Origin of the sequence: Paraconexibacter sp. (assembly GCF_041602235.1) — a bacterium.
Taxonomy (GTDB): Bacteria; Actinomycetota; Thermoleophilia; order Solirubrobacterales; family Solirubrobacteraceae; genus Paraconexibacter.
In genome coordinates this window covers 1-26417 of record NZ_JBFIGP010000023.1, presented here as the reverse complement: position 1 = coordinate 26417, position 26417 = coordinate 1, and the positions used below count along the sequence as shown (strand labels likewise).

Here is a 26417-nt window from a genome sequence, read left to right as displayed (position 1 = left end):
GGTGCACACGCCGCCAGGGTCACCGATCGACGTCAGCGCGTCCTCCGACCCGTCGAACGGACACGTCGCGCTCGTGGTGCGCGATCACGGGCCCGGCCTGCCGTCCGACGACCCCGCATCGCTGTTCGAGCGCTTCTGGCGCACCGGCGGGGGCGGCCGCAAGCAGGGTCCGGCCGGCGCCGGGCTGGGGCTGGCGATCGTGGCCGGCATCGTCGACGCTCACGGGGGCGCCGTGCGGGCCGAGAACGCCGAGGGTGGTGGCGCGCGCTTCGTCGTGGAGCTTCCTCCGTACGCGCCGGCCGCTCCCAGGAACCTCTGAGGTTCGCCCAAGGCCCAGCGCAGCGTCGCTCGGGAACCTCCAGGGCATGTTCTCCCCCCGCCACCCCGACGACCACCTGTGGGCCCACCCCTACGCCGACGGGTCCGGTGATGCCGGTATGGGTGCGACGACCGCGGTCGCCGAACCGCCCGCGACCGCCGCGACCGCCCGCGACCGCCGCGACCACCGCGGTCGCCGAACCGCCCGCGACCGCCGCGACGCCCCCGACGCCATGGGAGGAGACCCCGGTGGTGCGCCGGTCGGCCGACGGACCACCCCGCCCGCGACGACGCCCGGCGCGGGCCAGGCGCCGTCGCGGTACGGGTCGCCTGGCGGTCCTCGGCGCGACGGCGGCGCTGGGTGGCGTCGGCGGTGCGGTCGCCGTTGCGGCGCTCGGCGTCGGGGGTGGCGACACGACCACCGTCGCCCCGGCCTCTCCGGTGCCGACCGAGCAGAAGGCGCTCACCGCCGACGCGTCCGGCGACGCGCTCACCGCCGGGGAGATCTACCAGCGGTCGAAGGACGCGGTCGTCTTCATCACCGCGCAGATCACCGAGCAGCGGGACACGCCGTTCGGCCCGCAGTCGCGCTCGGGGGAGGCGACCGGCTCCGGGTTCGTCATCTCCCAGGACGGCTACATCGTCACCAACCAGCACGTGGTGGCGGGAGCGCGCGAGGTCTCGGTCGCCGTCGGCGACGGCGCCGAGCAGCAGGCGGAGGTGGTCGGGCAGGACGCGTCGACGGACATCGCTCTGCTGAAGGTCGACACCAGCGGGACGGAGCTCCCGGTGCTGAGCCTCGGCGACTCCGACGCCGTCCGGGTCGGTGACGCGACGGTCGCGATCGGCAATCCCTTCGGGCTCGACCGCACCCTGACGACCGGAGTCGTGTCCGCGCTGGCCCGCACGATCCAGGCCCCCGACGGCTACGCGATCTCCGGCGTCCTGCAGACCGACGCCGCGCTGAACCCGGGGAACTCCGGCGGTCCCCTGCTCGACGCGCAGGGCAGCGTGATCGGGGTGAACTCGCAGATCGAGACCTCGGGCACGACCGCGGCCAACACCGGCGTGGGCTTCGCGGTCCCGGCGAGCACGGTCGAGCGGGTCGTCGAGCAGCTGAAGGCCGACGGGACGGTCACCCTCGGTGACCCGACCGGCACCCAGCAGCAGGTGCCGTGAGCAGCGCTCCGGCGCGCCCAGCGCACCTGCCAAGCTGCGCCGTATGGACCTGAGTGACCTGCGGCGCAGCTACACGCGTGCGAGCCTCGATCCCTCCGACGTGGCGGCGGATCCGTTCGTGCAGTTCGAGCGGTGGTTCGCCGACGTGCAGCGCGCGCTCCCGGCGGACGCGGTGCCGTGGGAGGCCAACGCCATGACGCTCGCCACCGCCACGCCGGACGGGATCCCGTCCGCGCGCATCGTCCTCCTGAAGGGCGTCGATCGTGGCGGGTTCGTCTTCTACACCAACCGCGAGAGCCAGAAGGGACGCGAGCTCGCGGCCAACCCGCGCGCCGCGCTGGTGTTCCACTGGGGCGCGCTCGATCGCCAGGTCCGGGTCACCGGCCCGGTCGGCGAGGTCGACGCCGTGGCGACGGAGCGCTACTTCGCGTCCCGGCCGGCCGGGAGCAGGCGCGGGGCGTGGGCATCGGCGCAGTCCCGCCCGATCGCCGATCGTGCGGCACTCGAGGCCGCCGAGGCCGAGGTCGCCCGGCGCTTCCCGGACGACGAGGCCATCCCGGTCCCCCCGTTCTGGGGCGGCTACCGGGTCCGCCCGCTGGAGGTCGAGTTCTGGCAGGGGCGTCGCGACCGGCTCCACGATCGCGTGCGCTACCGCCGGGAGTCCGCCGACGCTGCCGGCTGGGTGATCGAACGACTGCAGCCGTGAGCCGCCGGACGCCTCGTGGAGGGGGCGGGCGGACCGACCGCGCGGCGCGTGGCTACGCCTCGGCGGGGGCCGTGGCAGGACGTGCCTTCGCCGCGGCCTCGCCTGCGGCGGCGTTCGTGGGCTGCGGCTGCCACCCGGGGCCTCGCAGGGCGTAGCCGGCGCGGTCCCGCCAGGTCTCCGCCGTCCGCACGTCGTCCCAGATCGCGCGCCACTCGTGGGTCGCGACCTTCACGGGGTTGAAGGTCTCGATGTTGGTCGTCAGGCCGTAGCGCACGCGCTCGCCCTCCGGCTCGAACGTGTCGAACAGGCGATCCCAGAGGATGAGGATCCCGCCGTAGTTCTTGTCGAGGTACTGCTCGTTGGCGCCGTGGTGCACGCGGTGGTGCGAGGGGGTGTTGAACACGAACTCGATCGGCGACCAGAGCCGGCCGATGCGCTCGGTGTGCAGCCCGAACTGGTAGATCAGCGAGACGGCCTGCATGCCGAGGATCATCCACGGGGCGAAGCCCAGGAGGGCGAGCGGCAGCCAGAACGGCAGGGCGGTCATCGGGACCCAGGGCTGGCGCAGGGCCGTCGAGAGGTTGTAGTGCTCGCTGGAGTGGTGCACGACGTGCGAGGCCCAGGCGATGCGCACGCGGTGGCCGACGCGGTGGTACCAGTAGAACGCGAAGTCGTCGGCGAGGAAGAGGAGCGCGTAGGTCCACCAGGCGTCGGAGGGCAGGCGCAGCGGCGTCAGCTCGTAGAGGCCGACGTAGCAGGCGACGACCACGATCTTCCAGCCGACGTTGATGGCGACGTTGCCGAGACCCATCGTGAGGCTCGTCGCGGTGTCGCGGTTCTCGTAGCCCCGCAGGCGGTCACCGTGCTCGCCCTCGCCGTGATCGTGGCCGAGGAGGTGGTAGGAGAGCGCCTCCGCGACCAGCAGGAGGATGAAGAACGGGATGGCGTAGGCGATCAGCTCGGACATGTCGGATGACCCTTCCTGGAGCTACCGGACGGTGGTGAGGAGCGCGCGGGCGGCGAGCTCTGCCGCGGGCGCGTCGCGCCGCAGGAGCGCGTCGACGAGGGTGCGGTGCCCGTCGTCGTCGGCGAGCTCGTCGGCGAGCAGCGACAGCGCGACGGGGCCGAGGGCGTTGACGCCGCTGACGAGGCTGTTGAAGGCCAGGCGGTAGGCGAGGTTGTCGGACCCGACGACGACGCGGGCCCAGAGCTCGGCGTAGCGGTCCTCGCGGGCACCCAGGTCCTCCGGGCGGGCATCGCGGACGGCGTCCAGCAACCCGGGCAGCTCGGCGAGGAGCGCGTCGGGTGCACGTTCGGCGCACCGCCCGGCGACGTCGGCGCCGATGCAGGCCCGCATCTCGAGCACGCCGGGGAGGACGCTTGCGCCGAGCTGGGGGTCGACGGTCCCGTCGACGCCGGCGCCGGCGAGCTGCGTGAGCAGGTCCAGGCCGCCCGTGGCACGCCAGTCGAGCACGCGGGTCGCGCCGCCTTGTGCGACCTCGACCAGCCCCGCCTGCTGCAGGCGCTTGACCGCCTCGCGGATCGCGTGGCGGTTGCAGCCCAGCCGCTCGGCCAGCGGACGTTCGCCCGCGAGCGCGTCGCCCGGGGCGAGCGTGCCGCCCAGGATGTCGGCACGGAGCGCGGAGAACACCTGCTCGGAGACGGTGCCCGGGGACTGCGACGCCGTACTGGTTGTACCAGCCATGGGACTGGTTGTACCAGTTCGCCGACGTGCTCGTCAACCGTGGCCGGTGTCGCGCCCCGGACATCGGCCTGCCCCGGTTGGGAGATAAGTTGGACGGCGATGACGGCGATGTTGCGGTTCGAACCGGGCTTCCACGAGCGCGTGTGGGGCGGGCGCAGGCTGGCGTCGATCTTCGGGAAGCCGCTCCCCGAGGGCGTCATCGGAGAGTCGTGGGAGCTGGTCGACCGACCCGGGGAGCAGAGCATCGTCGCCTCCGGGCCGCACGCGGGCAGGAGCCTCGGCGAGCTGTGGCGCAGCGACGAACGGCGCACGATCTTCGGCAGCCGCGCCGAGGGCTGGGGGGATCGCTTCCCGATCCTGGTCAAGCTCCTGGACTGCACGCAGACGCTCAGCGTCCAGGTCCACCCGCCGGCGACCCTCGTCCCAGACCTGGGTGGGGAGCCCAAGACCGAGATGTGGGTGATCGTCGCGGCGGAGCCCGATGCGCACCTGTACGCCGGCCTGCGCCGCGGGGTCACGCGTGAGGCGTTCGGCGAGGCGCTCGGTCGTGGCGACGACGTCAGCGGGATGCTCCACCGCATCGACGTCGACGCCGGCGACGTCATGTTCCTGCCGTCCGGCCGGGTCCACGCGATCGGGGCCGGCAACGTGATCGTCGAGATCCAGCAGAACTCCGACACCACCTACCGGGTGTTCGACTTCAACCGCCCCGGCCTCAACGGCGAGCCGCGCGACCTGCACATCGAGGAGTCGATGCGGTCGATCGACTGGGACGACGTCGAGCCCTCGCTCGTCGTCCCGGACGGGGAGACCCTGGTCGCGGGCGACCTGTTCGTGGTCGAGCGCTGGCAGGTCGACCGTCCCCGACCGGTCACCGACCCCGGCGAGTGCGCGATCGTCGCGGCGCTCGACGGCGGGCTGGTCGTCGCCGGACAGGAACTCGAAGCAGGGTCCTTCGGACTGGTGCCGGCCGACGCCCGGGACGCGACGATCGCGGCGGCCTCGCCCGGCGCCACGGCGACGGCCCTGCGCATCACGCTGCCCGCCCGCTGAACGCCTCGAGGCTCCCGTCGGTCGAACGATGCGGTTCCGGACCTATCTGCGTTGGGAGGGATGGGCCGGCGTCGTGGTCGGGGCCGGGATGTTCGCGTTCGGGCTGCTGTCCGGCCATCAGGGTCCGGCGGACGCCGTCATGAGCGGCCTGATCATGCTCACGGGAACCGGGGTGTTCCTGAAGCTCCGTCGCGGCGTGCGGTTCCGCGATCCTGCGGCCTGGTTCACGTCCGTGCCGATCGCCGAGGCGTCGCCGGCCCGTGCGCCCTGCGGCCGGCGGAGCCTCCTGCTGCGGCTGCTCGCCGAGATCGTCGTCTTCTGCGCCCTGGCGGTCGGCCTGAGCTTCCTCACCGGCTTCTGGCTGACCTACATGGACGCCGGGGTGTGGGCCCTGCTGACGGGCGCCATCAAGCTCGGGCCGGGGGTCGACGCCGTGGCACGGCAGGAGCACGAGCAGGGCGCCGCGTACCTCGTCGCACGACGGCCGCCCCGCGGCCTGGTCGACCTGACCGAGGTGCCCGCTACCCGCGCTCGATGACGTCGAGGGTCCACGACCCACCCGTTCGGCCCGGTGGACCGAGCTCCACGGTACGTCCCGACCTCTCGACGAGCGCCGCGAGGGCCGCCGGATCCCGCGGGTCGCTGCGGGCCTGGGCGATCAGGCGGGCCACGTCGCCCCGGGTGGCCTTCGCCATGTGGCTGATCGGCTTGCGCGTGGTCCTGCCACCGGGCCCGGTGGTCTCGCTGAAGGCGCGGACGGCGACGAGCATCGCGCGCTTCGGCTGCCAGGCGGCCGCGTAGCCGCCGGAGCGCAGATCCACCACGAGCCCCTCGTCGGGGAGGGCGCCGGCCAGCGCCGGCCTCCACGTCGCGGCGAGCGTCGACCGCAGCTTCGGCAGCTTCGCCCCCATCGACAGCCGGTAGGCGGGGATCCGGTCGTCGAGCCGCACGACACCCCACAGGGCGCTCGCGATCAGCACCCGCTCAGCGGCACGGGCGCGGGCCTGCGGCGTCAGCGACCCCAGGTCGAGGTGCTGGTAGAGCACGCCCGTGTACACCTCGGCCGCCGGAGCCGCGGGCGCGGTCCGCAGGCCGAGATCGCGCTCGACCTCCGCGCTGAGCCCCGTCGACAGCCCGAGCTGCTCGAGCGCCCTCTTGCGCGGCCCGGCGCAGACGGCCTCCAGAGCCGTGAGCACCCGCTCCCGCGTCGAGGTCAGCGCGTGCGCGTGCGCGAGGGTCGCGAGGTCGACCGGGTCGCCGCCGTCGGGCGCCGTCTTGCCCTCCGAGGGCGGCAGGAGTACGAGCATCGGCGCGCAGGCTACGCGCCGCGGCGGCCGCGAGGCGCGCGGCAGGGTGGCGCCGCCGCACCGGTCGCGGGTGCTGGGGTGGCGCGAGCTCCCGCCGTCAGGAGGCGGGTGTCTGCGGCTGGGCGGGGACGCCGATCCCGATCGGGCAGGACACGCCGGTCCCACCGAGGCCGCAGTAGCCGTTCGGGTTCTTCGCGAGGTACTGCTGGTGGTAGTCCTCGGCGTAGTAGAACGGGCCTGCGGGGGCGATCTCGGTCGTGATCTCGGCGGTGCGGCCCGCCTGGCGCAGCGCCTGCTGGTAGGCGTCGCGAGAGGCGGTGGCGGTGGCGAGCTGCGCGTCGCTCGTCGCGTAGATCGCGGAGCGGTACTGGGTGCCGATGTCGTTGCCCTGCCGCATGCCCTGGGTCGGGTCGTGTCCTTCCCAGAAGACGCGCAGGATCTCCTCGTAGGAGACCACGCTGGGATCGAAGACGACCAGGACGGCCTCGGTGTGCCCCGTCCCGCCGCTGCACGTCTCCTCGTACGTCGGGTTCGGGGTGGATCCACCGGCGTAGCCGACGGCGGTGGTGATGACGCCGGGCGTCTGCCAGAAGAGGCGCTCGGCGCCCCAGAAGCACCCGAGCCCGACGATCGCCGTGTCGCTGCCCTCGGGGAAGGGCGGCTTGAGCGTCGCGCCGGTCACGAGGTGGGTGGCGGCGACGGGCATCTCGGTGTCGCGGCCGGGGAGAGCGTCCTGCGCGGTCGGGATCGCCGCCGGCTTCCGGGAGAAGAGCATGTCCACACGGTACTCCCACGATCTTTCGGGCTCGTGAACACGTCGCCTCGGAGACCGCGGGCCCGCGAGCACCGCCCCGGTCCGACTCCGCGCGGTCCGCGTGGGCGCTCAGTCCACGAGGTCGCGCGTGAGCGCGTCGGCCACGAGTCGGCCGGGGAGCGTGAGCACGCAGCGATCGTCGTGCTCGAGCGCGCGGCGCTCGAGGAGTCCGGCAGCGGCTGCGCGCCGCGCCGCCTCGCGACCGCGCGGCCTCAGCAGCGCGGCGTCGAGGCCCTCGACGAGTCGCAGTTCGAGCATCACGCGTTCGATGCGCCTGGTCTCGGCGTCGAGCACCTCGCGACCCGCCGCCGGGGACAGCCCGTCTCCGAGCCTGCGGGCGTAGGTCGCCGGGCGCAGGACGTTCCACCACCGTACGCCGGCGACGTGCGAGTGGGCGCCGGGGCCGATGCCCCACCAGTCGTCGCCGACCCAGTAGGCGTGGTTGTGGGCGCTGCGGGTGGCTGCACCGGTCGACCAGTTCGCCACCTCGTACCAGGAGAGCCCGGCCGCGCCCAGCGCGGCGTCCGCCTGCTCGTAGCGTCGCGCCTGCACGTCGGGATCGGGAGCGGGCACGGCGCCCCGCCGGACCCGCGCGTGCAGCGCGGTACCGGGCTCGACCGTCAGCGCGTAGACGCTCATCCGGTCGGGCCGGGCGGACAGCGCGAGGTCGAGCGTCGCTGCCCAGTCGTCGTCGGTCTCGCCGGGGGTGCCCAGGATCAGGTCCAGGCCGACCACGGTGAAGCCGGCGGCCCGCGCCTCACGCGCCGCGGTCACGGCCCGTCCCGGGGTGTGGGCGCGATCGAGGACCGCCAGCACGTGCGGGGCGGCGCTCTGCATGCCCAATGAGATGCGGTCGATGCCGGCCGCCCGGTACGCCTCGAGCGATGCGGCATCCACGCTCTCGGGGTTGGCCTCGATGGTGATCTCCGCGTCGTGAGCGATCCCGACCTCATCCCGGGCGACGGTGAGCAGCCGGGCGAGTTGGGCGGGTGCGAGGAGGGTCGGCGTGCCTCCGCCGAAGTGCACGGTCCGCAGGGGTGGTCGCCGGTCCCCGAGTCGCTCCGCGGCCAGGCGCAGCTCGTCGACCGCGGCATCGACGTAGGTCGCGGTGGCGTCGGCGCCCGCCTCCCCCGGGGTGTAGGTGTTGAAGTCGCAGTACCCGCAACGGGTGGCGCAGAACGGGACGTGGACGTAGAGGCTGAGCGGTCGCCGGCCGACCGCGCCGGCCGCGGACTCGGGCAGGGCCCCGTCGCTGGGGGCCGGGTCCCCGGTGGGAAGTCGGGCGGGCATCGGCGCACAGTGTCCCGGACGAGCCGCCGGGCCACCGCCCGCCCGCGCGGTCCGGCGCGTCGCCTGTGTCACGGCTCGGGCCCTGATCGCGCACCGAGCACGACCTTCGTCCGCCCGCCGTCCCACGTGGGGGTACCCTTCCCGGCGTCCGGTTCGCCGGATGCTCGACCGATCACACCGTCCGACCACCGTTCAGGAGCCGACGATGCCGACCCTTCTCCGCTGCGCCTGCCTCGCGGCGCTCACGCTGGCCGTCGCGCTCGCCGGATGCGGGGGCGACGACGTGGAGGCCAGCAACGCCTACGTCGACGCGGTGAACACGGCGCAGAACGACTTCGCGCGGACCTTCGACACGCTGCAGACGCAGATCACCGCGCAGAGCTCGGCGGCGCAGGACCGCAAGACGCTCGAGCAGTTCGGCGACGCCATCGACGCGGTGGTACGGGATCTCAAGGCGGTCGAGACCCCCGCGAAGGTGCAGTCGCTGCACGACCAGCTCATCGACGCCATCGCGGGCTACGGCAAGACGATCGCGTCGGCGCGCAAGGCGTTCGCGTCGGACGATCCGGCCGAGGTGCTCGCCGCCCGCACCCAGCTCTCGACCGACGTGGCGGCGACGAGCTCCCGCATCAACCGGACCATCGACGCCATCAACCGCAAGCTGCGCGAGTGAGACCGACGCGCGACGTGGCCGGGCTGTTCCGCGCCGCACCGGTCACGATCCCGTGCCTGGTCATCGTCGCCGCGTTCGGCCTGTGGGTGTTCGACGACGGCGGGTACCCGGTGAGCGCGTGGTCCCCCGTCGCGCTGCTGGCGCTCGGCCTCCTCGGGGTCGGCCTCGCGACGATCCCCAACGCCTGGGGAGACGTCCCCGCCCCGGTGCGCATCGTGGCGGGCGGGCTGGCGGCGTTCACCGTCTGGAGCTACGCATCGATGGCGTGGGCCGACGACGCCGGGGCCGCGCTGGAGGACGCCAACCGCACGCTGATGTACCTGGCGGTCTTCGTCGTCTTCGGCCTGTGGCGGCAGCGCGAGCGCACGGCCGCGATCGTGGTGGGCGCCTGGACGCTCGTGATGCTCGCGCTCGGCTTCGTGATGCTGCTGCAGCTCGCGGGCACCGGTCACGACGCCACGGATCTCTTCGGCCGGGGCGACCGCCTGGCCGACCCGACCGGGTACCCCAACGCGGCGGCGGCGCTGTGGCTGATGGTGCTCTGGCCGGCGGTGACGCTCGCGGCGAGCGCCCGCGTCCCGTGGGTGCTGCGCGCGACCTTCGCTGCGGGCGCGACGCTGCTGATCCCCCTGGCGCTGCTCAGCCAGAGCCGTGGATCGCTGTTCGCGCTGCCGATCACCCTGGTGCTGTTCCTCGCGCTGTTCCCCGGGCGCGTCCGGCACATCGGGGTGCTCACGGTCGTCGCTCTGGCGGCGGCACCGGCGATCCCCTCGGTGCTCGACGTGGCCGACCTCCTCGGCGAGACCGGCGAAGGGGACGCGTCCCCGGCGCTGGAGCGGGTCGCCTTCCTGACGTTCGCCGGCGCCTGCGCGGCCGCGCTCGTGGTCGGCGCGCTCGCCGCCTGGGAGAGCCGGCGACCCCCGGGCCCCGCCGCCGTCGACCGGCTGCGGCTGGGCGGCCGGATCGCTGCCGGTGGGGTCGTCGCGAGCGTGCTCGTCGCGAGCCTGGTCCTGGCGGGCAACCCCGTGTCGCGCGTGCAGGACGGCTGGGACTCGTTCAAGGGCGGGTACGGCGACAACGCGACCTCGGGAAGTCGCCTGGTGGGTGGGCTGGGCTCCAACCGCTACGACTTCTACCGCGTGGGGCTGAAGCAGTTCCAGGACGAGCCGGTCGTCGGGCACGGTGGCGGCTCCTTCCGTCAGGCGTACCTCCGACGGGGCCGCAGCACCGAGACGCCGCGCTACGCGCACAGCGTCCAGCTCCGCACGCTCAGCGAGTACGGCCTGGTGGGAGCCGCGATCCTGCTCGTCGTCCTGATCGCCGCGGCCGTCGCGGCGGCCCGTGCACTCCGTGCCGGGGACGCGCTCGCCAGGGCCGTCATCGGCGGCGCCCTCGGGTCGGTGCTCTACTGGCTGGTCCACGGCTCCGCGGACTGGTTCTGGGAGTTCGCCGGTCTCGGGGCGCCGACGTTCGCGCTCCTGGGCGTCGTCTGCGCGCTGGTGCCGCGCCCGGAGCCACCGCGGTCGGCGGTCCTCCGCCTTCGCACGCCGGCCGAGCTCGGTGGTCTCGCCGTCGGTCTGTGCGCCCTGGGCCTGATGGTGCTCGGTCCGTGGGCGGCGAACCGTGAGATCGCCGCGGCGGCGGAGAGCTTCGCGACGCGACCGCTGGAGTCCTACACGCGCCTGGACCGCGCGGCGGACCTCGACCCGTTCAGCGACCGTCCAGCACTGCTGGAGGGCAGCATCGCGCTGCGCTACGGGGACCTCGAGCGCGCCGAGGCGGCGTTCTCGCGGGCGCTCGGCCGGGTCCCGGACGGGCAGTACGCGACGCTCCAGCTCGGCGCGATCGCGTCGGTCCAGGGCGATCGCGATCGCGCGGAGACCCTGCTTCGCCGGGCCGTCGCGCTCGCCCCGCGGGACCGCCTGGCCCGTGCGGCGCTGGACGTCGTGAGGGACGGCGGCATCGTGGACCTGCCGTCGCTGTCCCGGGCGATCCTCGCGGGCGCCGCGCCGCTGGCGCCATGAGCGGGAAACAGGCGTACTAGAACGATCGGCCAGATCCCGGTCCGGCCCGTGGACAACGGGGATGCAGGCGCTACGCTCATCAGTGCATACCAAGGGTGGGCGGTCTCACGGATGAACCGGATCGGGTATCGGGGGTTCGCGACGGGTTACCGCATCTCGAACCGGGTATCACCACTTCCGTGACCTTCAACGTCAAGACCACCGTCGCACTTCTCGCGAGCAGCCTCGTGGTCGCGCCCGCGACCGCGCAGGCGCAGGGGTCGCTGCTCAGCGGCTACTCCGGGCCGGGCGGCGGTGAGCAGGTCATCCTCGGCGCGCAGTTGCTGGGCGGTGGATCCGGCGGAGGTGGCGGCGGGTCCGGCGCAGGCGGGGACGCGACGCCTTCGCTGCGCGCGGCGGTGCCCAGCGGCGCGGTCACGGCTCCGGGCACTGCCGCCCCCGACACCGCGGGCGCGGTCCAGGGGGCTCCGGCGGCGCCGAAACGCGGGTCCGAGGGGTCCACGGCGACGAAGGAGTCGTCGGGCCGCCAGGTGCTGAACCCGGTGCCGCCCGCGTTCACCCAGACCTCATCGCCGGGGGCGCCGACACGGCTCGCCTACCCCGCCGCGGACGGCGCGGGCGCGCTGCCGTTCGACGCCAAGGATCTCGGGCTGCTCCTCGCGGCAGCCATCACCCTCGTTCTCGTCGCGGTCGCGACGCGCCGGCTCGGACGCTGGCAGGCGGGAGGGCCTGACGCGGCATGAGGCCGACCGATCTGTCTGGACCAGGATCTCCACCCACCCCGATTGCCCCGGCGATTGCCCGCCGTGACAGTCTGCAGCGGCGCGGGCCGGCCATCGCGCCCCCGAGGCCGCGCCGCCACCCGCGACTCGCGTGGTGGCTCGAAGGCGATGGTGCCCCGTTCCTTCGGCCCGCCGTCGACTTCGGAGCGCTGGCGCTCGCGGTCCTCCTGACGATCCGGTGGCCCGGCGAGCCGGTCACGGGCGGTGCCGCGCTCCCGCTCCTGGCGTTCCCCGCGCTCGTGATGCTGACCCTCGCCGCGCGTGGCATGTACGCCCGCCGGCTGCGGCCCAGCGTGCTCGACGCCATCGCGCCCATCCTCGGGGCCGTCTCGCTGGCGACGATGACGATCGCCGTGGCCGAGATCTACGTGTTCGGCGAGACGCTGGAGATCCCGGTGCTGATCCACGCCTGGGCGCTGGCCGCGTGCTTCGTCGGCGCCGGCCGCATCGTGATCGTGGCGTTGCAGTACGCCGCGCGCACCCGCTGGGGACATGGCCGCCGGACCCTGGTCGTCGGTGCGGGCATCGTCGGGCAACGCGTCGCCCGTCGGCTCCAGCAGCTTCCGGAGTACGGGCTGCGCCCGGTCGGGTTCCTCGATGCGAGCCCGCGGCCGGAGGCGGCCACCGGCGTCCCGACGGTGCCGGTCCTGGGGGGTACGCAGGACCTGGAGCTGATGGCGGACCTCGCCGAGGTCGAGCACGTCGTCGTCGCCTTCTCGGCGGAGCCCGATCAGGCGCACGTCGATCTCGTGCAGCGCTGCAAGGACATCGGCCTGACCGTCACCTTGATCCCACGCCTGTTCGAGGCGATGAACGACCGTGCGGTGTACGAGACGCTGGGCGGGCTGCCGATGCTCGCGCTCAACAGCACCGACCCACGGGGCTGGCAGTTCGCGGTGAAGCACGCGATGGACCGCGTGATCGCGGCGGGGCTGATCCTGCTCGCCGCGCCGGTGCTGCTCGGTCTCGCGCTCGCCGTCCGCTTGAGCTCCCCGGGGCCCGTGCTCTTCCGGCAGCGTCGCGTCGGTCGCGACGGGCGAGCGTTCGACCTCCTGAAGTTCCGTTCGATGGCGATGCCGCGTGAACGCGAGCGCTACCGGCCCGACGCGGGCCAGGCTCCCGGCGGCATCGAGGGCGACGACCGCCGCACCTGGATCGGGCGGATCATGCGACGGACCTCGCTCGACGAGCTGCCGCAGCTCATCAACGTGGTCCGCGGGGAGATGAGCCTCGTCGGCCCGCGGCCGGAGCGACCGGACTACGTGGAGCTGTTCGTCCGCGACATCGACCGCTACGACGAGCGTCACCGCGTGCGGGCGGGCATGACCGGCTGGGCGCAGATCCACGGACTGCGCGGCCAGACGTCGCTCGCCGACCGCGTGGAATGGGACAACTGGTACATCGAGCACTGGTCGCTCAGCCTCGATCTGAAGATCCTGGCGAGGACGTTCACCGCCGCGCTGCGCTCCGTCGAGTAGCAACCGGCGATACTCGTGCGCGTGCCGCACCCTCTCGCCGAGACCCTGGCCGAGCGCTACCCGCGTGTCGCGATCGCGCACGAGTGGCTGACGATCCCCGGCGGATCCGAGAAGGTCGTCGTCGCGCTCCTCGACCTGCTCCCGCAGGCCGAGCTGCTCACGACGGTCTACGACCCGGAGGGCGGCTGGCCGCGAGCGCTGACCGACCGGCCCGTGCACCCCTCGCGGCTCGACCGCATCCCGGGGGCGCGGACCCACTACCCGAAGCTGCTGCCGCTGATGGACCACGCGTTCCGGTCGTTCGACGTGTCGCGGTACGACCTCGTGGTGTCCTCGAACCACGCGTGCGCGAAGAACGTCCGCACCCACGACCGCGCCGGTCGCGACGTGCGGCACGTCTGCTACTGCCACACGCCGATGCGCTACATCTGGGATCCGAGCTTCCTGGAGGGCGAGCAGCTCGGCCGTGTCGGGGGCGCCGTGCTGAAGGCGGCGATCCCGCGGCTGCGCCGCACCGATCTCCGGGGCGCGGCGCAGGTCGACACCTTCGTGGCCAACTCCTCGTTCGTGGCGGAGCGCATCAGGACCACCTACGGGCGCGCGTCGACCGTCGTGCACCCGCCCGTCGAGGTCGAGCGCTTCCTCGACCGCCCCCGCGCCCCCGAGGACTTCTATCTCGTGTTCGGTCGGCTCGTGCCGTACAAGAAGGCCGACGTCGCCGTGGCGGCGTGCGAGCTGCTCGGCCGGGACGTCGTGGTCGCCGGGACCGGACGCGACCTTCCGCGCGTCGAGGCGGTGGCCGGGCCGCGGACGACGTTCGCCGGCCGCGTGTCGGACGACGAGGTCGCCAGCCTCTTCTCCCGCGCCAGGGCGCTGCTGTTCCCAGGGCTCGAGGACTTCGGGATCGTGCCGGTCGAGGCGCAGGCGGCCGGGCTGCCGGTCATCGCCTACGGGAAGGGCGGCGCATGCGACTCCGTGGTCGACGGCGAGACGGGCGTGCTGTACGACGACCCGTCGCCGGCCGGGCTCGCTGCCGCGATCGAGCGGTTCGAGGCGCTGGAGCTGTCCCAGGCGCGGCTGCGCGATCACGCGCGCGGCTTCGCCCCGGAGGTGTTCCTGCGGCGGATGGGCGAGGTCCTCGCCGCCTGAGCGGACCGCGTGGCGCCGTCAGGACGCCGGAGCGGCGATCTCGCGCATCAGCGCGACGAGGGGAGCGGTCGCGACCTGCGGCGCGTGATGGTCCACGAACGCCGCGCGCGCGGACGCCTGCAACCGGGCCCGCGCCCCCGGGTCGGCGAGCAGACGGGCCGTGGTCTCGGCGATGGCCCGGTCGTCCCGGGCGATCTGGACCGCCTCCGACGGGGCCAGCCCCTCGGCGCCCGAGCTGCTGGTGACCACCGGCACGCCGAGCGCCAGGGACTCGAGCACCTTGACCTTGGTCCCGCTGCCCCGGCCCAGCGGGTAGACCATCAGCGCGAGCTCCGACAGGAACCCCTCCGCCGACGGGACCTCCCCGACCCATTCGACGCCCGGGCTCCGGGCGGGCAGGTCGGGGAACGTCTCGGCGTTCATGTCGAGTCCGGCCAGCCGCAGGCGGGCGTCCGGGAGGAGCTCGCGCACGCGGGGCCAGACGTGGCGCACGAGATGCCGGGTGGCGTCCGCCGTGGGCGCCCAGGTGGCCGAGCCGATCAGGCCCGCGACCGGAGCGTGCACCGGGGTGGACGGGACGTAGGCGTCCGGGTCCAGGGCCAGGGGCATGAGGGTGACGCCGTGCCGGTGCCGTCCGAACTCGGCGGCGACCTCCGGCGTGTTGGCCACGAGGTTCGGCGCGATGCGGGCCAGGCGGCGCTCCGCGCGCACGTACTCCATCCGGGCACGTCCCGCAACGCTCCATGGAGGTGCGTAGGCGAGGTCGCGCGCGCTGCGGCAGTGGAGGTGCACCGACCAGCGGTCGTGGTCCAGGTGCGGCCCGAGCGCTCCGGCGTCGACCTCCTCGAGGTGCACGACGTCCGCCCGGCGCGCCAGCTCGAGCGTGCGTGCCAGGAGGTCTCCGGACGCGAAGGTGGTACGCGGCCGGCGCAGCCGCGCGATGCGCCCGCCCCAGCCCGCCGCGTCGGGAACCTCGACGACCTCGACCCCGAGGGCAGGGTCCAGTGCGGCGTCGTCCTGCCAGGGGGCGCGGGCGGCGATCACGTCCAGCTCGACGCCGTGCTCTCGCAGACCCTGCACCAGGCCCACGGCGCAGCGGCCCGCGGCGGAGCCCTCCCGGAGGGGCAGGTGGGAGAGGACGACGAGCGCGCGCATCGGTGAGGTCACGATAGATGGTGTGCGACGCTGGTCGGGTGTCTCGCCGCGCTCGCCCCGCCGGTCGTGTGATCACGGCCGCGATCCTCGCCGTCCTGGTGGTGACGACCGCGGCAGCGGCGCTGGTCTCGGTCCTGGAGGACGCGGGCGACCCGGCGCGCCCGGGCCTTGCGGTCGGCCTGGTCGCCAACGCGCTGGGGGGAGGGGTGGCGGAGCTCGACGAGGTCCGCCGCCTCGACGTGCGCTGGGTCCGGGAGGAGGTCCGCTGGGCGGAGGTCGAGCCGACCCGGGGTCGGCGCACCTGGGCCCGTACCGACAGGATCTTCGCCGCCGCGGCGCAGCGCGGCATCCGCGTGCTCCCGCTGGTGCTCGAGACGCCCTCCTGGGCCGGGCGTCAGCGGCTCGGCCTGCCCCGGGACCCGACCGCGTTCGCCCGCTTCGCCGCGCTGGTCGCCGCGCGGTACGGCCCAGGGGGCCGGTTCTGGCAGCTGCGGTCGCGTCTCGACGACGGCCTGGCGCCACGCCGGATCGAGCTGTGGAACGAGCCGTATCTCGAGTTCTTCTCCAGGGGCGGCACCGATCCGCAGCGCTACGCACAGATGGTCGCGGCCAGCGTCGAGGCGGTGCGAGGCGCGAATCCCGACGTGCAGGTGCTGATGGCCGCGGAGACGACCTACGACCGGCCCGACGGGACCGTAGGCGACTGGACGGCCGACGTGCTCGCCGCGCGCCCGGATCTCGCCGGTTCCGTCGGCGGGGTCGCGGTGCATCCGTACACACCGCGCTCGCCGACGGCGACCGGCGGACCACGACGGACCCGGTTCACCCGGATGGACGAGATCCTCGCGACGCTGCGCCGCCACGGCGCCACGACACCGCGCCTGTGGATCACGGAGATCGGGTGGACCACCTGCGAGGAAGGACCGGACTGCGTCAGCGAGTCGCGGCAGGTCCAGTACACCAAGCAGGCGCTGGACGTCGTGTCCACGCGCTACCGGGACATCGTGGAGGGCGTGTTCTTCTACCACCTGCGCGACTTCGCGCCGGCGGGACGGGGAACCTCCCAGCAGCACTACGGGCTGCTGCGAGCGGACGGGAGCCAGAAGCCCGCCGCCCGGGCGGTCCGTCGCGCCGCCCGCGCGGCCGCCGCGGGCTGAGCGAAGATGCGCGCGTGGCTCCTCGCATCGTGAAGCTCCGCGCCGCCCTCGGGGGCGGTACCTCCGGGGAGGCCGGGACGGCAGGCGGGCGCCGCATCGTCGGCACCATCGGCGTCGGCATGGCGGGCCGTGTCGTCGCGCTGGTCGTCAGCCTCGTCACGCTGCCGCTCATCGCGCGGACCCTCGGGCCTGCGGGCTTCGGCGTGTGGACCGCGGCGCTGGCCTACGTCGGGCTGTCCGCGGCGTTCACCGAGTTCGGGCTGCTGAACGCGGCCATGCAGCGGATGGCGGAGGACCCCGAGCACGAGAGCGAGTGGCTCAGCGCGCTCTCGAGCCTGCGCACCCTGTTCGCCCTCGTGCTCGTCGGTGTCGCGGCCATCGGCGTGCCGCTGGTGCTCTCGCCCGGCGACGGTCTGCGGACCACGACCTACATCCTGCTCATCACCATCTTCGCGGGTGGCGCGTCGGTGCTCATGAGCGTCTTCCAGACGCGGTTGCGGCCCGGTATCCCGGTGGGGATCTCGGTGCTGCAGTCGCTCCTCTGGCTCGGCATCACGGCCGGTCTGGCCATCGCCGGCGCCGGGCCGGTCGGGTTCGCGGTGGGCTACTCGGCCCTGATCAGCCTGATCGCGGTCCTGCAGGTCCGGGTCACGCGCCGCTACGCCACGGTCGCGTGGCGCGGTGTCCGCGAGCGGTGGCGGGGGCTCATGGAGATCGCCCTGCCGATCGGGCTCGGCGGCATCTTCGTGACGATCTACTACAAGGTCGACGCGGTGCTGCTGATCGAGTTGTCCACGAAGGAGGAGGCCGGGGTCTACGGCGCCGCCTACCGGTTCCTCGACCCGCTCGTCTTCCTGCCGGGGACGATCATGACGGTCCTGTTCCCGGTGATCGCCGCGATCCACGGTCGTGAGCATGACCGGGTGGTGCGCCTGGTCCGCCGGGCGAGCGAGGTGATGCTGCTCCTGTCGGTCGCCGGGTTCGCCGTCACGCTGGCGCTCAGCGACCGGATCATCGACCTGTTCTACGGTGCCGAGTTCGCGCGCGCGTCCGGCCTGCTGCCCCTCCTGATGGCCTCCTTCATCCCGATCTGCCTGGGCACCCTCGCGGGGTTCCTGGCACCCGTGCTCGGCCTGCGCTGGAGGATCACGATCTACGCGGCGATCGGCGCGTTCCTCAACCTCGGTCTGAACTTCCTGCTCATCCCCACGCACGGGGCCTACGGGTCGGCGTGGGCGACGCTCGCGACGGAGTCGCTCACCATGATGCTGCTGCTGGGCACCGGGCTCTCACGGCTGGGGGCCGGGCTGGACCTGGGCCGCATCGCGGCGGTGCTGGTCTCCGGAGCGGCGATGTTCGGCGCCGCCTACGCGTCCCGTCCGCTGGGGCTCGTCCCGGCCCTGGTGATCTCGACCGCCGCGTACGCCGGCGCGGCGCTCGTGTCGGGGGCGGTGCGACCCGACGAGATCCGCTCCCTGCGCCGGTCTCCCGAAGCCTAGGCCGCCGGTCGCGAGAACCGGGCCGGTTACGATCCGCGGGTGCCCGCCGACCGTCCGAGCGTCTCGCTCATCGTCCCCTCCTACCAGCGGCTCCCGGCACTCAAGGACACCATGCCGTTCGATCTCGCCGTCGAGGGCGTCGACGAGATCGTGGTGGTCGACGACGGGTCGACCGACGGCACCCAGGAGTGGCTGGCGACCATCGACGACCCTCGTCTGCGGGTGGTGCGGACCTCGGGACGGCTCGGTCCCCCCGGCGCCAGGAACGTCGGTGTCGAGCACGCCAGCGGGGACTGGGTGATGTTCGGCGAGGACGACTGCCGGCTCCCGCCGGACATGGTGACCAAGCTGCTCGCCGCGGCCCGGCGACACGACGCGCAGATCGTCAGCGCGCCCTGGCTGTTCACCGACGGCCGTCCGATCGAGGAGGCGCTCGCCGAGGCACGGCGCGACACCGTCGAGCACATCGAGCTCGATCAGGTGACGCGCTTCCCGGCCCGCGACCTCGAGACGCCCTTCCTGTGCGCGCTGGCCCTGATCCGGCGGGACGTCTTCGATCGTGTGCGCTACGACCCCGGGTACGGGGGGAACGCCTACCGGGAGGAGACCGACTTCTTCGTGAGCGCGGTGCGTGCGGGGTTCCGCAGCATCCTGACGCCCGACACCTACGCCTACCAGCTCCAGCGCTGGCCGGGCGGCGTGCACGTGCCCCGCGCGCGGTACGAGCTGTCGTCGGTGCGCAACACGAAGCGATTCCTCGACCGGCACGGTGACTGGCTGCACGAGCACGGGCTCGCGGGTCCGCCGAAGGCGACGCAGCGGCGCTTCGCCCGGGAGCGGGTGCGCTACCTGCTGGGGTACTGGAGCCACCACGGGAAGCTCCGCGTCGCTCGCGCGCTGAGGCTCCGATGAACGGCGGCCCGCTGGCCATGGTGGTCAGCCCCAGCCCCGGATCGCGCGTCGGAGGGGTCGAGCATCACTGCGGGCTCGTCGGTGACGTGCTCCGCGCTGACGGGTGGCGGGTCGAGGAGATCGGCCCCCGCTACGAGGCCGGATGGTGGGCGGAGCGGTCGGGCGTCCACCACGTGGCGCGCTCCTGGGCGGCGTTGCGGGAGGCTCGGACGCGGCGCCCGGACCTGATCGTCAGCAACGGCACCCTGGGGCTGGGCGCGCCCCGGGGCGTCCCGCGCATCCACGTCTACCACGGCACGATGGTGGAGCACGTCCGTCGCGGTGAGCGGTCGCTGCGGCCGCGGGTCTTCTGGCCGCACATCGTGGGGGCCGCGGCGGCGGAGGCCGGGGCCGCGGTCGGTGCGACGACCGTCGCGGTGAGCGACACGACCGCCGCCGAGGTGCGCCGCTGGTACCGGGAGCGGGTCGATGCCGTCGTGCCGTTGTGCGTCGACCACGAGCACTTCCGTCCGCGTGACCGAGCGGCCGCCCGGGCCCGCTTCGGACTGCCGGCGGACGAGCGTCTCGCGCTCTACGTCGGGCGCCTGGAGGAGCGCAAGGGGTCCGACCTGCTGGATCCCGTCTGCTCGCGGGCCGGCTTCACGCTGGCCGTCGCCGGACCCGATCGTCCCGCGACCGGTCACCACCTCGGGGCGCTCGGACACGACGACCTGCCCTGGGCCTACGCCGCCGCCGACGTCCTGCTGTTCCCGACCCGCTACGAGGGCTTCGGGTTCATCGCGATCGAGGCGGCCGCCTGCGGCATCCCGGTCGTGACGACGCCGACCGGGTGGGCGGCGTCGCTCTGCGCGCGGGTTCCCGGGTACGCGCCCTTCGTCGTCGAGCCGCGGGAGGACCTGCTCGTCGCGGCGCTCGAGCGCATCGCGACCGGGGCCGGCCCGCCCGTCGAGGCGGCGGCGGCGCTGGTGCGCGAGGAGCACGGGCTGACCCGTTGGCAGGAGCGGTGGCGCGCCGTGATCGCGGGCGTCAGGCGAGGGTGACGGGGCGCGGCGCCGTCGCGTCGCGGTCTGCTGCGGCCAGCAGCCCGAGCATGAGCCCGACGATCAGGCTCATGCGGGGCTCGGCTCCGATGAACGTCGCGGTGGTCTCGGCGATCGCGAGACCGAGGATCGCGACGCCGCCGGCCAGCCCGGCGGCCGCGATCATGCGGTCCGGGTGGCGGCGGAAGATCCGGGCCCCGACGAGGACCGCGGTCAGGATCAGGCCCACGTAGGCGATCAGGCCCAGCAGCCCGAACTTCATCCAGAACCAGAGGGTCGCGACATGGCTGTAGAGGTGGCCGTCCGGATGCTCCACGGACAAGGGGTGCACGGCGCGCCACGGCACGCCGATGCCGAGCCCGGCGAGGGGGGACTCGCGGACCGCCGCGACCACGTTCTTGCGCTCGCCGATGCGGTAGCGGTCCTCGGCGTTGGCGAGGACCTTGCTGGGGCTCAGCTGCTCGACGCGTTCGCCCAGCGGCCCGCTGAGCTCGACGGTGCTGCCGTTGCTGAACGCGACGACCAGCGCCAGGACGACGACGGTGACGGCGGGGATGAGGAGCCGGCGGGTGTTCGGGGAGGTCGCGATGAGCACGATCACGACGACGCAGGCCACCGTGGCGATCCAGTAGCTGCGACGGTAGGAGAACAGCAGGCACGCGATGGCCAGCGGCGTCGCGGCGATCGCCCACTTCGAGATCGGGACGGACGAGACGCGCGCGGCGAGCACGCCGAGCAGGAACGTCATGACCACGAAGTTCGCGGTCGACTCGAGGTAGGTGGCCCGTTCCCCGTTGACAGCGACCGGCGTGATGGCCAGGGCCAGCAGCAGGAGGCCGACGACCGCCTTCCACGCCGCGACGACGGTCAGCCACCGCAGGACGCGACGCAGGTCCCGTCGTCGGTGGAAGGCGTGGGCGGACGCGAACGGCGCCAGGAGCAGCAGCAGCGGGGTGCGCGCACCCTCCAGGATGGCGGTGCCGTCCGCGCCGCCGGTCGAGCCGGTCACGACACCGGCCAGGATCGCGAACCCGAGGACGACCAGGGGTGCGGAGAAGGGTCCGGGGCCGTGGAGCCGGTGCCGGTGCAGCGCGTCGGCGACCACCGCGACGAGCGCCACCGCCAGCAGCGCCTCGAGCGGGAAGGCCTTGAAGCCGGCGATCCGGCCGTAGAGCCGTTCAGCGACGCCGGTCGCCCATCCCGGATCCTGCTCCACGAGGACGACGAGCGTCGCGATGGTGCCGACGGCGGCGACGGGGCGCGCGAGCAGCGCGACCGCGAGGACGGCGGCGGCCGCTGCTGCGATCGCGGTCGCGCCCAGCCGCTGCAGGGCCAGGATCGCGAAACAGGCGCCCAGCAGCCCGAGGACGATGCCCACCGGGGACAGCGGTCGCCTGGAGAGCGCAAGGCTGCCCATCGGATCAGCGTACAAGCGGCGGGTGCCGCGCGTCCGGGTAGCATGCCCCGTCCATGGAGTTGAGCTCGGAAGAACGCGCACTACGGCAGGAGGCCTCTGCTCTGGTCTCCGCCGCGCGCGTGCTCCGCGAGCGCTGGTGGATCGTCGCGGGTTCGGTCGCGGTCTGCCTGATCATCAGCCTGGGGCTGTCACTCACGGCCACCAAGGAGTACAGCGCCACGTCGCGGTTGCTGGTCGGGCAGGCGACCACCGACCTCACGGCCCTGATCGACTCCGGGTCGGTCCGGACGCTCGACCCCCAGCGGGTGCAGGGCACGGCGCTGAAGCTCGTGACCAGCACCGAGGTGGCCGGACGCGTCAAGGAGCAGTTGAAGCTCCCGGACGATGCCGACAGCCTCGCCGCGCAGGTGAGCCCCGAGGCCGAGGCCGACACCGATCTCATCTCCGTGACCGCGACCGATCCCGACCCGGAGCGGGCGAGAGCGTTGGCGAACGCGTTCGCCAACGAGTACGTGGCGTACCGCACAGCGGCCGACCGTCAGCGGCTGGCGGAGGGCGAGCGCCTGCTGACCCGCCAGATCGCCTCGCTGTCGGCGGACGACGTGACGCAGCGCGCGCAGCTCTCGCAGGCGCTCCAGAAGATCACGGCCCTCCGCGTGGTGAGCACCGGTGACGCGGAGGTCGTCGACCGCGCGCTCCTGCCGGGCACGCCGACCTCCCCGAAGCCCCGCCGCGACGCGATCCTCGGGTTGATGTTCGGGCTGGCGATCGGGATCGGGATCACGTTCATGATCGATCTGTTCGACCGGCGGGTGAAGTCGATCGAGGACTTCGAGGACCTGTATGGCTTCCGTGCGCTCACCAGCATCCCGCTGCGGCCACGCGATCCCACGACGCAGCGTGACCGGCAGGCGGCGCTCGAACCGTTCCGGATCCTGCGCAACGGATTGGGACTGCTCGGCGGCCCGGGAGAGGTCCGCGTCGTCCTGGTGAGCAGCGCGGTGCCCGCCGAGGGCAAGTCGACCGTCGCGGCCGGCCTGGCGCGGGCCATCGCGCTGTCGGGGCAGAGCGTCGCGCTCGTGGAGGTGGACCTGCGGCGCCCGACGTTCCACCAGCAGTTCGATCTCGGCGGCGACACGCGTGGCCTGACCTCCGCCCTCGTCGGCGGCATCCCCGTCCGCGACCTGCTGCGTCCCGTGCTCCCGGGGCTGCGCACCCTCCAGGTGCTGCCGTCCGGTCCGCTCCCGCCGAACTCCGCCGAGCTGCTGCGCAGCCCCGAGATGGGCGCGCTGCTGAGCGAGCTGGCTGCCGAGGTCGACGTCGTGATCCTCGACGCGCCGCCGCTGCTGCCGGTGGCCGACTCCCAGGTGCTGCTGGACCACCCGCAGGTCGACGCTTGCCTGATCGTGGCGCGCGCCTACCAGACCACCCGCGACGAGGCGCGCCGCACCCGTGCGGTCCTCGACCGTCACCGGCTCCGGAACCTCGGTCTCGTGGTCAACGGCATTCGCGGACTCGACTCGGGGTACGACTACTACGGCTCGTCCGAACCGGACGCGCAGGGAAGCACGCGCATGTCGCGCGCCTGACGCACCCGACGACGGACGACAACGACGACCACGAAGGAGCGAGATGGGCGAGACGGTGCTGGTGACAGGGGGCGCGGGGTACATCGGCGCGCTGTTGTGCGACGAGTTGTTGCAGAGCGGCCGCGAGGTCCGGGTGCTCGACTCGCTGCTGCACGGCCAGGAGGACGTCGCGGCGGATCTCGAGGCCAAGGGCGTCCAGGTGCACCGGGCGGACATGCGTGACGCGGAGGCGCGCGAGCGCGCCATGAGCGGTGCCGACGCGGTCGTCCACCTCGCCGCGATCGTCGGCGATCCCGCATGCGCCCTGGACCCGGAGCTCTCCAACGAGGTGAACGTCGGGGGAGCCCAGGCGGTCGTCGCGGACGCGCAGCGTCTCGGGGTCGGGCGCCTCGTGTTCGCCTCCACGTGCTCGAACTACGGTCGCATGGCGGATCCGACCGTGCCGATCACGGAGGAGGGGGAGCTCGCCCCCGTGTCGCTGTACGCCGAGCAGAAGGTCGGGATCGAGCAGGCGCTGCTGGGCGGCGACTTCGGCGATCTCAAGCCGACCTGCCTGCGTTTCGCGACGGTCTACGGCGTCGCCCCGCGCATGCGGTTCGACCTCACCGTCAACGAGTTCACCCGTGACCTCTGGGCCGATCGCGACCTCGAGGTCTTCGGCGAGCAGTTCTGGCGTCCCTACGTGCACGTCAAGGACGCCGGCCGGGCGGTGCGGACCGTGCTCGACGCGCCCGAGGAGAAGGTCGCCGGGCAGGTGTTCAACGCCGGGCGTTCCGGCGAGAACTACCGCAAGCTCGATCTCGTGCAGGAGATCGCCAAGAAGACCGACTCGGGCAACGTCTCCTACGTCAAGCGCGACGAGGACCCCCGCGACTACAAGGTGAGCTTCGACAAGATCAAGGCGGTGCTCGGCTTCGAGACGCTGATGACCGTCCCGGACGGGATCGGCGAGATCATCGAGGGCCTGGAGGCCGGGCTGTTCGGTGACCCGTTCGACGGGAAGTTCAAGAACATCCCGTGAGCGGGTCGGAGGGCTTCCCGCAGATCCCGCTGTTCGACCTCCAGCTCGAGCCGGAGGATCTCGAGGCCGTCGCGCAGGCGCTGCGCTCCGGCTGGCTGGCGCCCGGGCCACGCACCGAGGCCTTCGAGCGTGCCTTCGCGGAGCACCTCGGCTGCGCGCACGGTGTCGCGGTCTCCTCGTGCACGGCGGCCTTGCACCTCGCGTACCTCGCGGCGGGCGTGGGGCCCGGGGACGAGGTGATCGTGCCGTCGATCACGTTCGCCGCCACCGCCGCGGCCGTCGTGTACGCGGGCGGGACCCCCGTGTTCGCGGACATCATCGGGCCGGAGGATCCGTCGCTGGACCCGCAGGACGTCGCCGGCCGGATCACGCCGCGGACGAAGGCCGTGGGCGTCGTCCACATGGCGGGATACCCGGCCCCCGTCCGCGAGCTCCGCGCGCTGTGCGACGAGCACGGCCTGGCCCTGATCGAGGACGTCGCCCACGCGCCGGACGCCGCGGTCGATGGGCGCAGACTCGGGACCTTCGGGCTCGCCGGGGCGTTCAGCTTCTTCTCCAACAAGGTGCTCTCGGTCGGCGAGGGCGGACTGCTGGCGACCGACGACGACCGGGTCGCCGCGCTCGCCCGGAGGCTGCGCGACCACGCCCTGTCCTCGAGCGCGTGGGAGCGCTCGCAGGCGACCGAGCCCGCCGGCTACGACGTGTCGGAGCTCGGCTTCAACTACCGCTGGGACGAGCCCCGTGCGGCGCTGCTGCTCAGCCGGATGGGCCGGCTGGAGCGCGATGTCGCGCGACGGCGCGAGCTGTCCCTCGCGTACCGCCGCGCGCTGGCCGACGTGCCGGGCGTCGTGCTGCCGTACACCGACGATGCCGTCATGCGTTCCTCGTGCTACGTGATGCCGATCGTGCTGGAGGACCTCGACAAGCAGGGACCGTTGCGGATCGCGCTGCGGGAGCGCCACGGGGTCCAGACCTCGCTGCTGTACCCGTCGGTCCACGAGTTCACGGCCTACCGCGAGCGCTGGCCCGGCATCTCCCTGCCGCACAGCGAACGCTGGTCGCGCACGGAGGTCACGATCCCGCTGTTCCCGCACATGACCGAGGAGCAGCAGGGCCGGGTCGTCGCGGCCATCCGGACCGAGCTCGCCGCGCTGGACGGGGGCGCGTGATGGCCTGGGACCTGCCGGTGCACGACGTCAGCATGCCGGAGTCCGACGTCCAGGCCGTCCTGACCGCCTACCGCGACGGGTGGCTCACGATGGGGCCCCGCTCGCAGGAGTTCGAGCGCCGCTTCGCGGAACGGACGGGCTCCGCGGTCGCCGTGGCCGTGTCGAGCGGCACCGCCGCGCTGCACCTGTCGCTGATCGCCGCCGGTGTCGGTCCGGGGGACGAGGTCCTGCTGCCGGCGCTGAGCTACGTCGCCGCGCCGGCGACCGTCCGCGCGGTCGGCGCGACGCCGATCTTCGTCGACAGCGTCGGCCCGGGTGACCCGAACCTCGACGTCGACGACGCGCTCGCCAGGATCTCGCCGCGGACCCGGGCGATCATGCCCGTGCACCTCGCCGGGTACGCCTGCGACATCGAGGCGGTGGCGGGGCTGGCGGGCGAGCACGGCCTGGTCGTGGTGGAGGACTGCGCCCAGGCGATCGGAGCCCGATCGACGGGCGGCGCGCCGGTCGGGACGGTCGGGACGCTCGGCTGCTTCTCCTTCTCGGCACGCAAGCAGCTGACGACCGGCGAGGGCGGCATGGTCGTCTCCGACGACGAGACCCTGGCGGCCAAGGTGAAGTCCCTGCGCTCCCACGCGATGACGTCGGTGACGTGGGACCGCCACCGCGGTCACGCGGAGAGCTACGACATCCTCGACATCGGGTTCAACTACCGCCTCGACGAGCCACGTGCCGCGCTCGCGCTCGCCCGGCTGGACCGGCTGACCGACGAGCTGGACGCCCGCCGCGCGATGGTGGCCGACTACCGTGCGGCGCTGGCCGACGTCGACGGGGTCTCGGTGCCGTGGACCGACGAGGACGTGGGGCGCGGCACGCACTACGCGTTCCTCGTCCTGCTGGCCGACGCCACGACCCGGGATCGCGCGGCGAGGGCGCTGGCCGGGCAGGGGATCGAGACGACCCGCTTCCCGGACCTGCCG

At 73.5% G+C, this 26417-nt stretch carries 25 protein-coding genes; 18 read left to right on the top strand and 7 right to left on the bottom strand.

All coding sequences use genetic code 11. From position 1 onward, the window contains the following. From ABYE80_RS03455 to pdxH, 3 genes are all read left to right on the top strand, one after another. Positions 1–319 (top strand): sensor histidine kinase (locus tag ABYE80_RS03455; protein ID WP_372788690.1); only part of this gene is annotated, 319 nt, incomplete at its 5' end. Positions 320–567: 248 nt separating this feature from the next. Next, the gene (locus ABYE80_RS03450; RefSeq protein WP_372788689.1) at positions 568–1497 is read left to right on the top strand and encodes a S1C family serine protease; all 930 of its coding nucleotides are present in this window, start codon (positions 568–570) and stop codon (positions 1495–1497) included. Between the two features lie 43 nt (positions 1498–1540). Beyond that, positions 1541–2203 carry a pyridoxamine 5'-phosphate oxidase gene (pdxH, locus tag ABYE80_RS03445; protein ID WP_372788687.1) on the top strand — a complete coding sequence of 221 codons (663 nt, stop codon included), beginning with the start codon at positions 1541–1543 and terminating at the stop codon, positions 2201–2203. 52 nt (positions 2204–2255) lie between these two features. Here pdxH and ABYE80_RS03440 read toward each other — a convergent pair whose 3' ends face one another. Further along, positions 2256–3170: a sterol desaturase family protein gene (locus ABYE80_RS03440; protein ID WP_372788686.1), complete on the bottom strand. Its 915-nt coding sequence runs from the start codon at positions 3168–3170 to the stop codon at positions 2256–2258. 21 nt (positions 3171–3191) lie between these two features. Beyond that, positions 3192–3908 (bottom strand): FadR/GntR family transcriptional regulator, encoded by a 717-nt coding sequence (locus ABYE80_RS03435; RefSeq protein WP_372788684.1) that lies wholly within the window; start codon positions 3906–3908, stop codon positions 3192–3194. A 99-nt stretch (positions 3909–4007) separates the two neighbouring features. Here ABYE80_RS03435 and ABYE80_RS03430 point away from each other — a divergent pair, with 99 nt between their 5' ends. Beyond that, positions 4008–4961, top strand: coding sequence for a type I phosphomannose isomerase catalytic subunit (locus tag ABYE80_RS03430; protein ID WP_372788682.1), 954 nt, complete (start codon positions 4008–4010; stop codon positions 4959–4961). A 28-nt stretch (positions 4962–4989) separates the two neighbouring features. After that, on the top strand, positions 4990–5499 hold the full coding sequence (locus tag ABYE80_RS03425) for a hypothetical protein (RefSeq protein WP_372788680.1): 510 nt from the start codon (positions 4990–4992) through the stop codon (positions 5497–5499). Here the strand turns inward: ABYE80_RS03425 and ABYE80_RS03420 are convergent. The 3 genes from ABYE80_RS03420 to hemW all read right to left on the bottom strand — a co-directional run bounded on the left by ABYE80_RS03420 (position 5483) and on the right by hemW (position 8372). Continuing rightward, a complete protein-coding gene (locus tag ABYE80_RS03420; RefSeq protein ID WP_372788678.1) occupies positions 5483–6268 on the bottom strand; it encodes a YaaA family protein in 786 nt (261 codons plus the stop codon). The genes ABYE80_RS03425 and ABYE80_RS03420 overlap by 17 nt on opposite strands. Positions 6269–6365: 97 nt before the next feature. Beyond that, a complete protein-coding gene (msrA, locus tag ABYE80_RS03415; protein ID WP_372788676.1) occupies positions 6366–7043 on the bottom strand; it encodes a peptide-methionine (S)-S-oxide reductase MsrA in 678 nt (225 codons plus the stop codon). A 108-nt stretch (positions 7044–7151) separates the two neighbouring features. Further along, positions 7152–8372, bottom strand: coding sequence for a radical SAM family heme chaperone HemW (gene hemW / locus ABYE80_RS03410; protein ID WP_372788675.1), 1221 nt, complete (start codon positions 8370–8372; stop codon positions 7152–7154). Between the two features lie 205 nt (positions 8373–8577). On the opposite strand from hemW, the gene ABYE80_RS03405 reads away from it, so the two are divergent. The 5 genes from ABYE80_RS03405 (at position 8578) to ABYE80_RS03385 (ending at position 14478) form a co-directional block, all read left to right on the top strand. After that, positions 8578–9045: a hypothetical protein gene (locus tag ABYE80_RS03405; RefSeq protein WP_372788674.1), complete on the top strand. Its 468-nt coding sequence runs from the start codon at positions 8578–8580 to the stop codon at positions 9043–9045. Beyond that, entirely contained in the window at positions 9042–11069 is a 2028-nt protein-coding gene (locus ABYE80_RS03400; RefSeq protein WP_372788673.1) for an O-antigen ligase family protein, read from the top strand. The genes ABYE80_RS03405 and ABYE80_RS03400 overlap by 4 nt, the downstream gene beginning before the upstream one ends. A gap of 179 nt (positions 11070–11248) precedes the next feature. Further along, positions 11249–11812 carry a hypothetical protein gene (locus tag ABYE80_RS03395; protein WP_372788671.1) on the top strand — a complete coding sequence of 188 codons (564 nt, stop codon included), beginning with the start codon at positions 11249–11251 and terminating at the stop codon, positions 11810–11812. After that, on the top strand, positions 11809–13329 hold the full coding sequence (locus ABYE80_RS03390) for an exopolysaccharide biosynthesis polyprenyl glycosylphosphotransferase (protein WP_372788669.1): 1521 nt from the start codon (positions 11809–11811) through the stop codon (positions 13327–13329). The genes ABYE80_RS03395 and ABYE80_RS03390 overlap by 4 nt, the downstream gene beginning before the upstream one ends. A gap of 21 nt (positions 13330–13350) precedes the next feature. Continuing rightward, positions 13351–14478 (top strand): glycosyltransferase, encoded by a 1128-nt coding sequence (locus tag ABYE80_RS03385; RefSeq protein ID WP_372788668.1) that lies wholly within the window; start codon positions 13351–13353, stop codon positions 14476–14478. An 18-nt stretch (positions 14479–14496) separates the two neighbouring features. Here ABYE80_RS03385 and ABYE80_RS03380 read toward each other — a convergent pair whose 3' ends face one another. Beyond that, positions 14497–15633, bottom strand: coding sequence for a glycosyltransferase family 4 protein (locus ABYE80_RS03380; RefSeq protein ID WP_372788666.1), 1137 nt, complete (start codon positions 15631–15633; stop codon positions 14497–14499). A 38-nt stretch (positions 15634–15671) separates the two neighbouring features. Here ABYE80_RS03380 and ABYE80_RS03375 point away from each other — a divergent pair, with 38 nt between their 5' ends. The 4 genes from ABYE80_RS03375 to ABYE80_RS03360 are packed head-to-tail and all read left to right on the top strand — an operon-like array spanning position 15672 to position 20241. Then, the gene (locus tag ABYE80_RS03375) at positions 15672–16790 is read left to right on the top strand and encodes a hypothetical protein (protein WP_372788665.1); all 1119 of its coding nucleotides are present in this window, start codon (positions 15672–15674) and stop codon (positions 16788–16790) included. A 14-nt stretch (positions 16791–16804) separates the two neighbouring features. Next, entirely contained in the window at positions 16805–18289 is a 1485-nt protein-coding gene (locus ABYE80_RS03370) for a flippase (RefSeq protein ID WP_372788663.1), read from the top strand. Positions 18290–18328: 39 nt separating this feature from the next. Beyond that, positions 18329–19201, top strand: coding sequence for a glycosyltransferase family 2 protein (locus ABYE80_RS03365; RefSeq protein WP_372788662.1), 873 nt, complete (start codon positions 18329–18331; stop codon positions 19199–19201). After that, positions 19198–20241: a glycosyltransferase family 4 protein gene (locus tag ABYE80_RS03360; protein WP_372788660.1), complete on the top strand. Its 1044-nt coding sequence runs from the start codon at positions 19198–19200 to the stop codon at positions 20239–20241. Before ABYE80_RS03365 ends, ABYE80_RS03360 begins: the two co-directional genes overlap by 4 nt. On the opposite strand, the gene ABYE80_RS03355 is transcribed toward ABYE80_RS03360, so the two are convergent. Continuing rightward, positions 20228–21658, bottom strand: a complete 1431-nt coding sequence (locus tag ABYE80_RS03355; protein WP_372788659.1) for an O-antigen ligase family protein — start codon at positions 21656–21658, stop codon at positions 20228–20230. The two genes, ABYE80_RS03360 and ABYE80_RS03355, sit on opposite strands and share 14 nt — an antisense overlap. Before the next feature lie 53 nt (positions 21659–21711). On the opposite strand from ABYE80_RS03355, the gene ABYE80_RS03350 reads away from it, so the two are divergent. From ABYE80_RS03350 to ABYE80_RS03335, 4 genes are all read left to right on the top strand, one after another. Continuing rightward, positions 21712–23247 carry a polysaccharide biosynthesis tyrosine autokinase gene (locus ABYE80_RS03350; protein WP_372788658.1) on the top strand — a complete coding sequence of 512 codons (1536 nt, stop codon included), beginning with the start codon at positions 21712–21714 and terminating at the stop codon, positions 23245–23247. Positions 23248–23290: 43 nt separating this feature from the next. Further along, positions 23291–24268 (top strand): NAD-dependent epimerase/dehydratase family protein, encoded by a 978-nt coding sequence (locus ABYE80_RS03345; RefSeq protein ID WP_372788656.1) that lies wholly within the window; start codon positions 23291–23293, stop codon positions 24266–24268. Further along, positions 24265–25437, top strand: coding sequence for a DegT/DnrJ/EryC1/StrS family aminotransferase (locus tag ABYE80_RS03340; RefSeq protein WP_372788655.1), 1173 nt, complete (start codon positions 24265–24267; stop codon positions 25435–25437). The genes ABYE80_RS03345 and ABYE80_RS03340 overlap by 4 nt, the downstream gene beginning before the upstream one ends. After that, a partial coding sequence (locus ABYE80_RS03335) for a DegT/DnrJ/EryC1/StrS family aminotransferase (RefSeq protein WP_372788653.1) occupies positions 25437–26417 on the top strand: 981 nt, incomplete at its 3' end. The genes ABYE80_RS03340 and ABYE80_RS03335, both read left to right, overlap by 1 nt.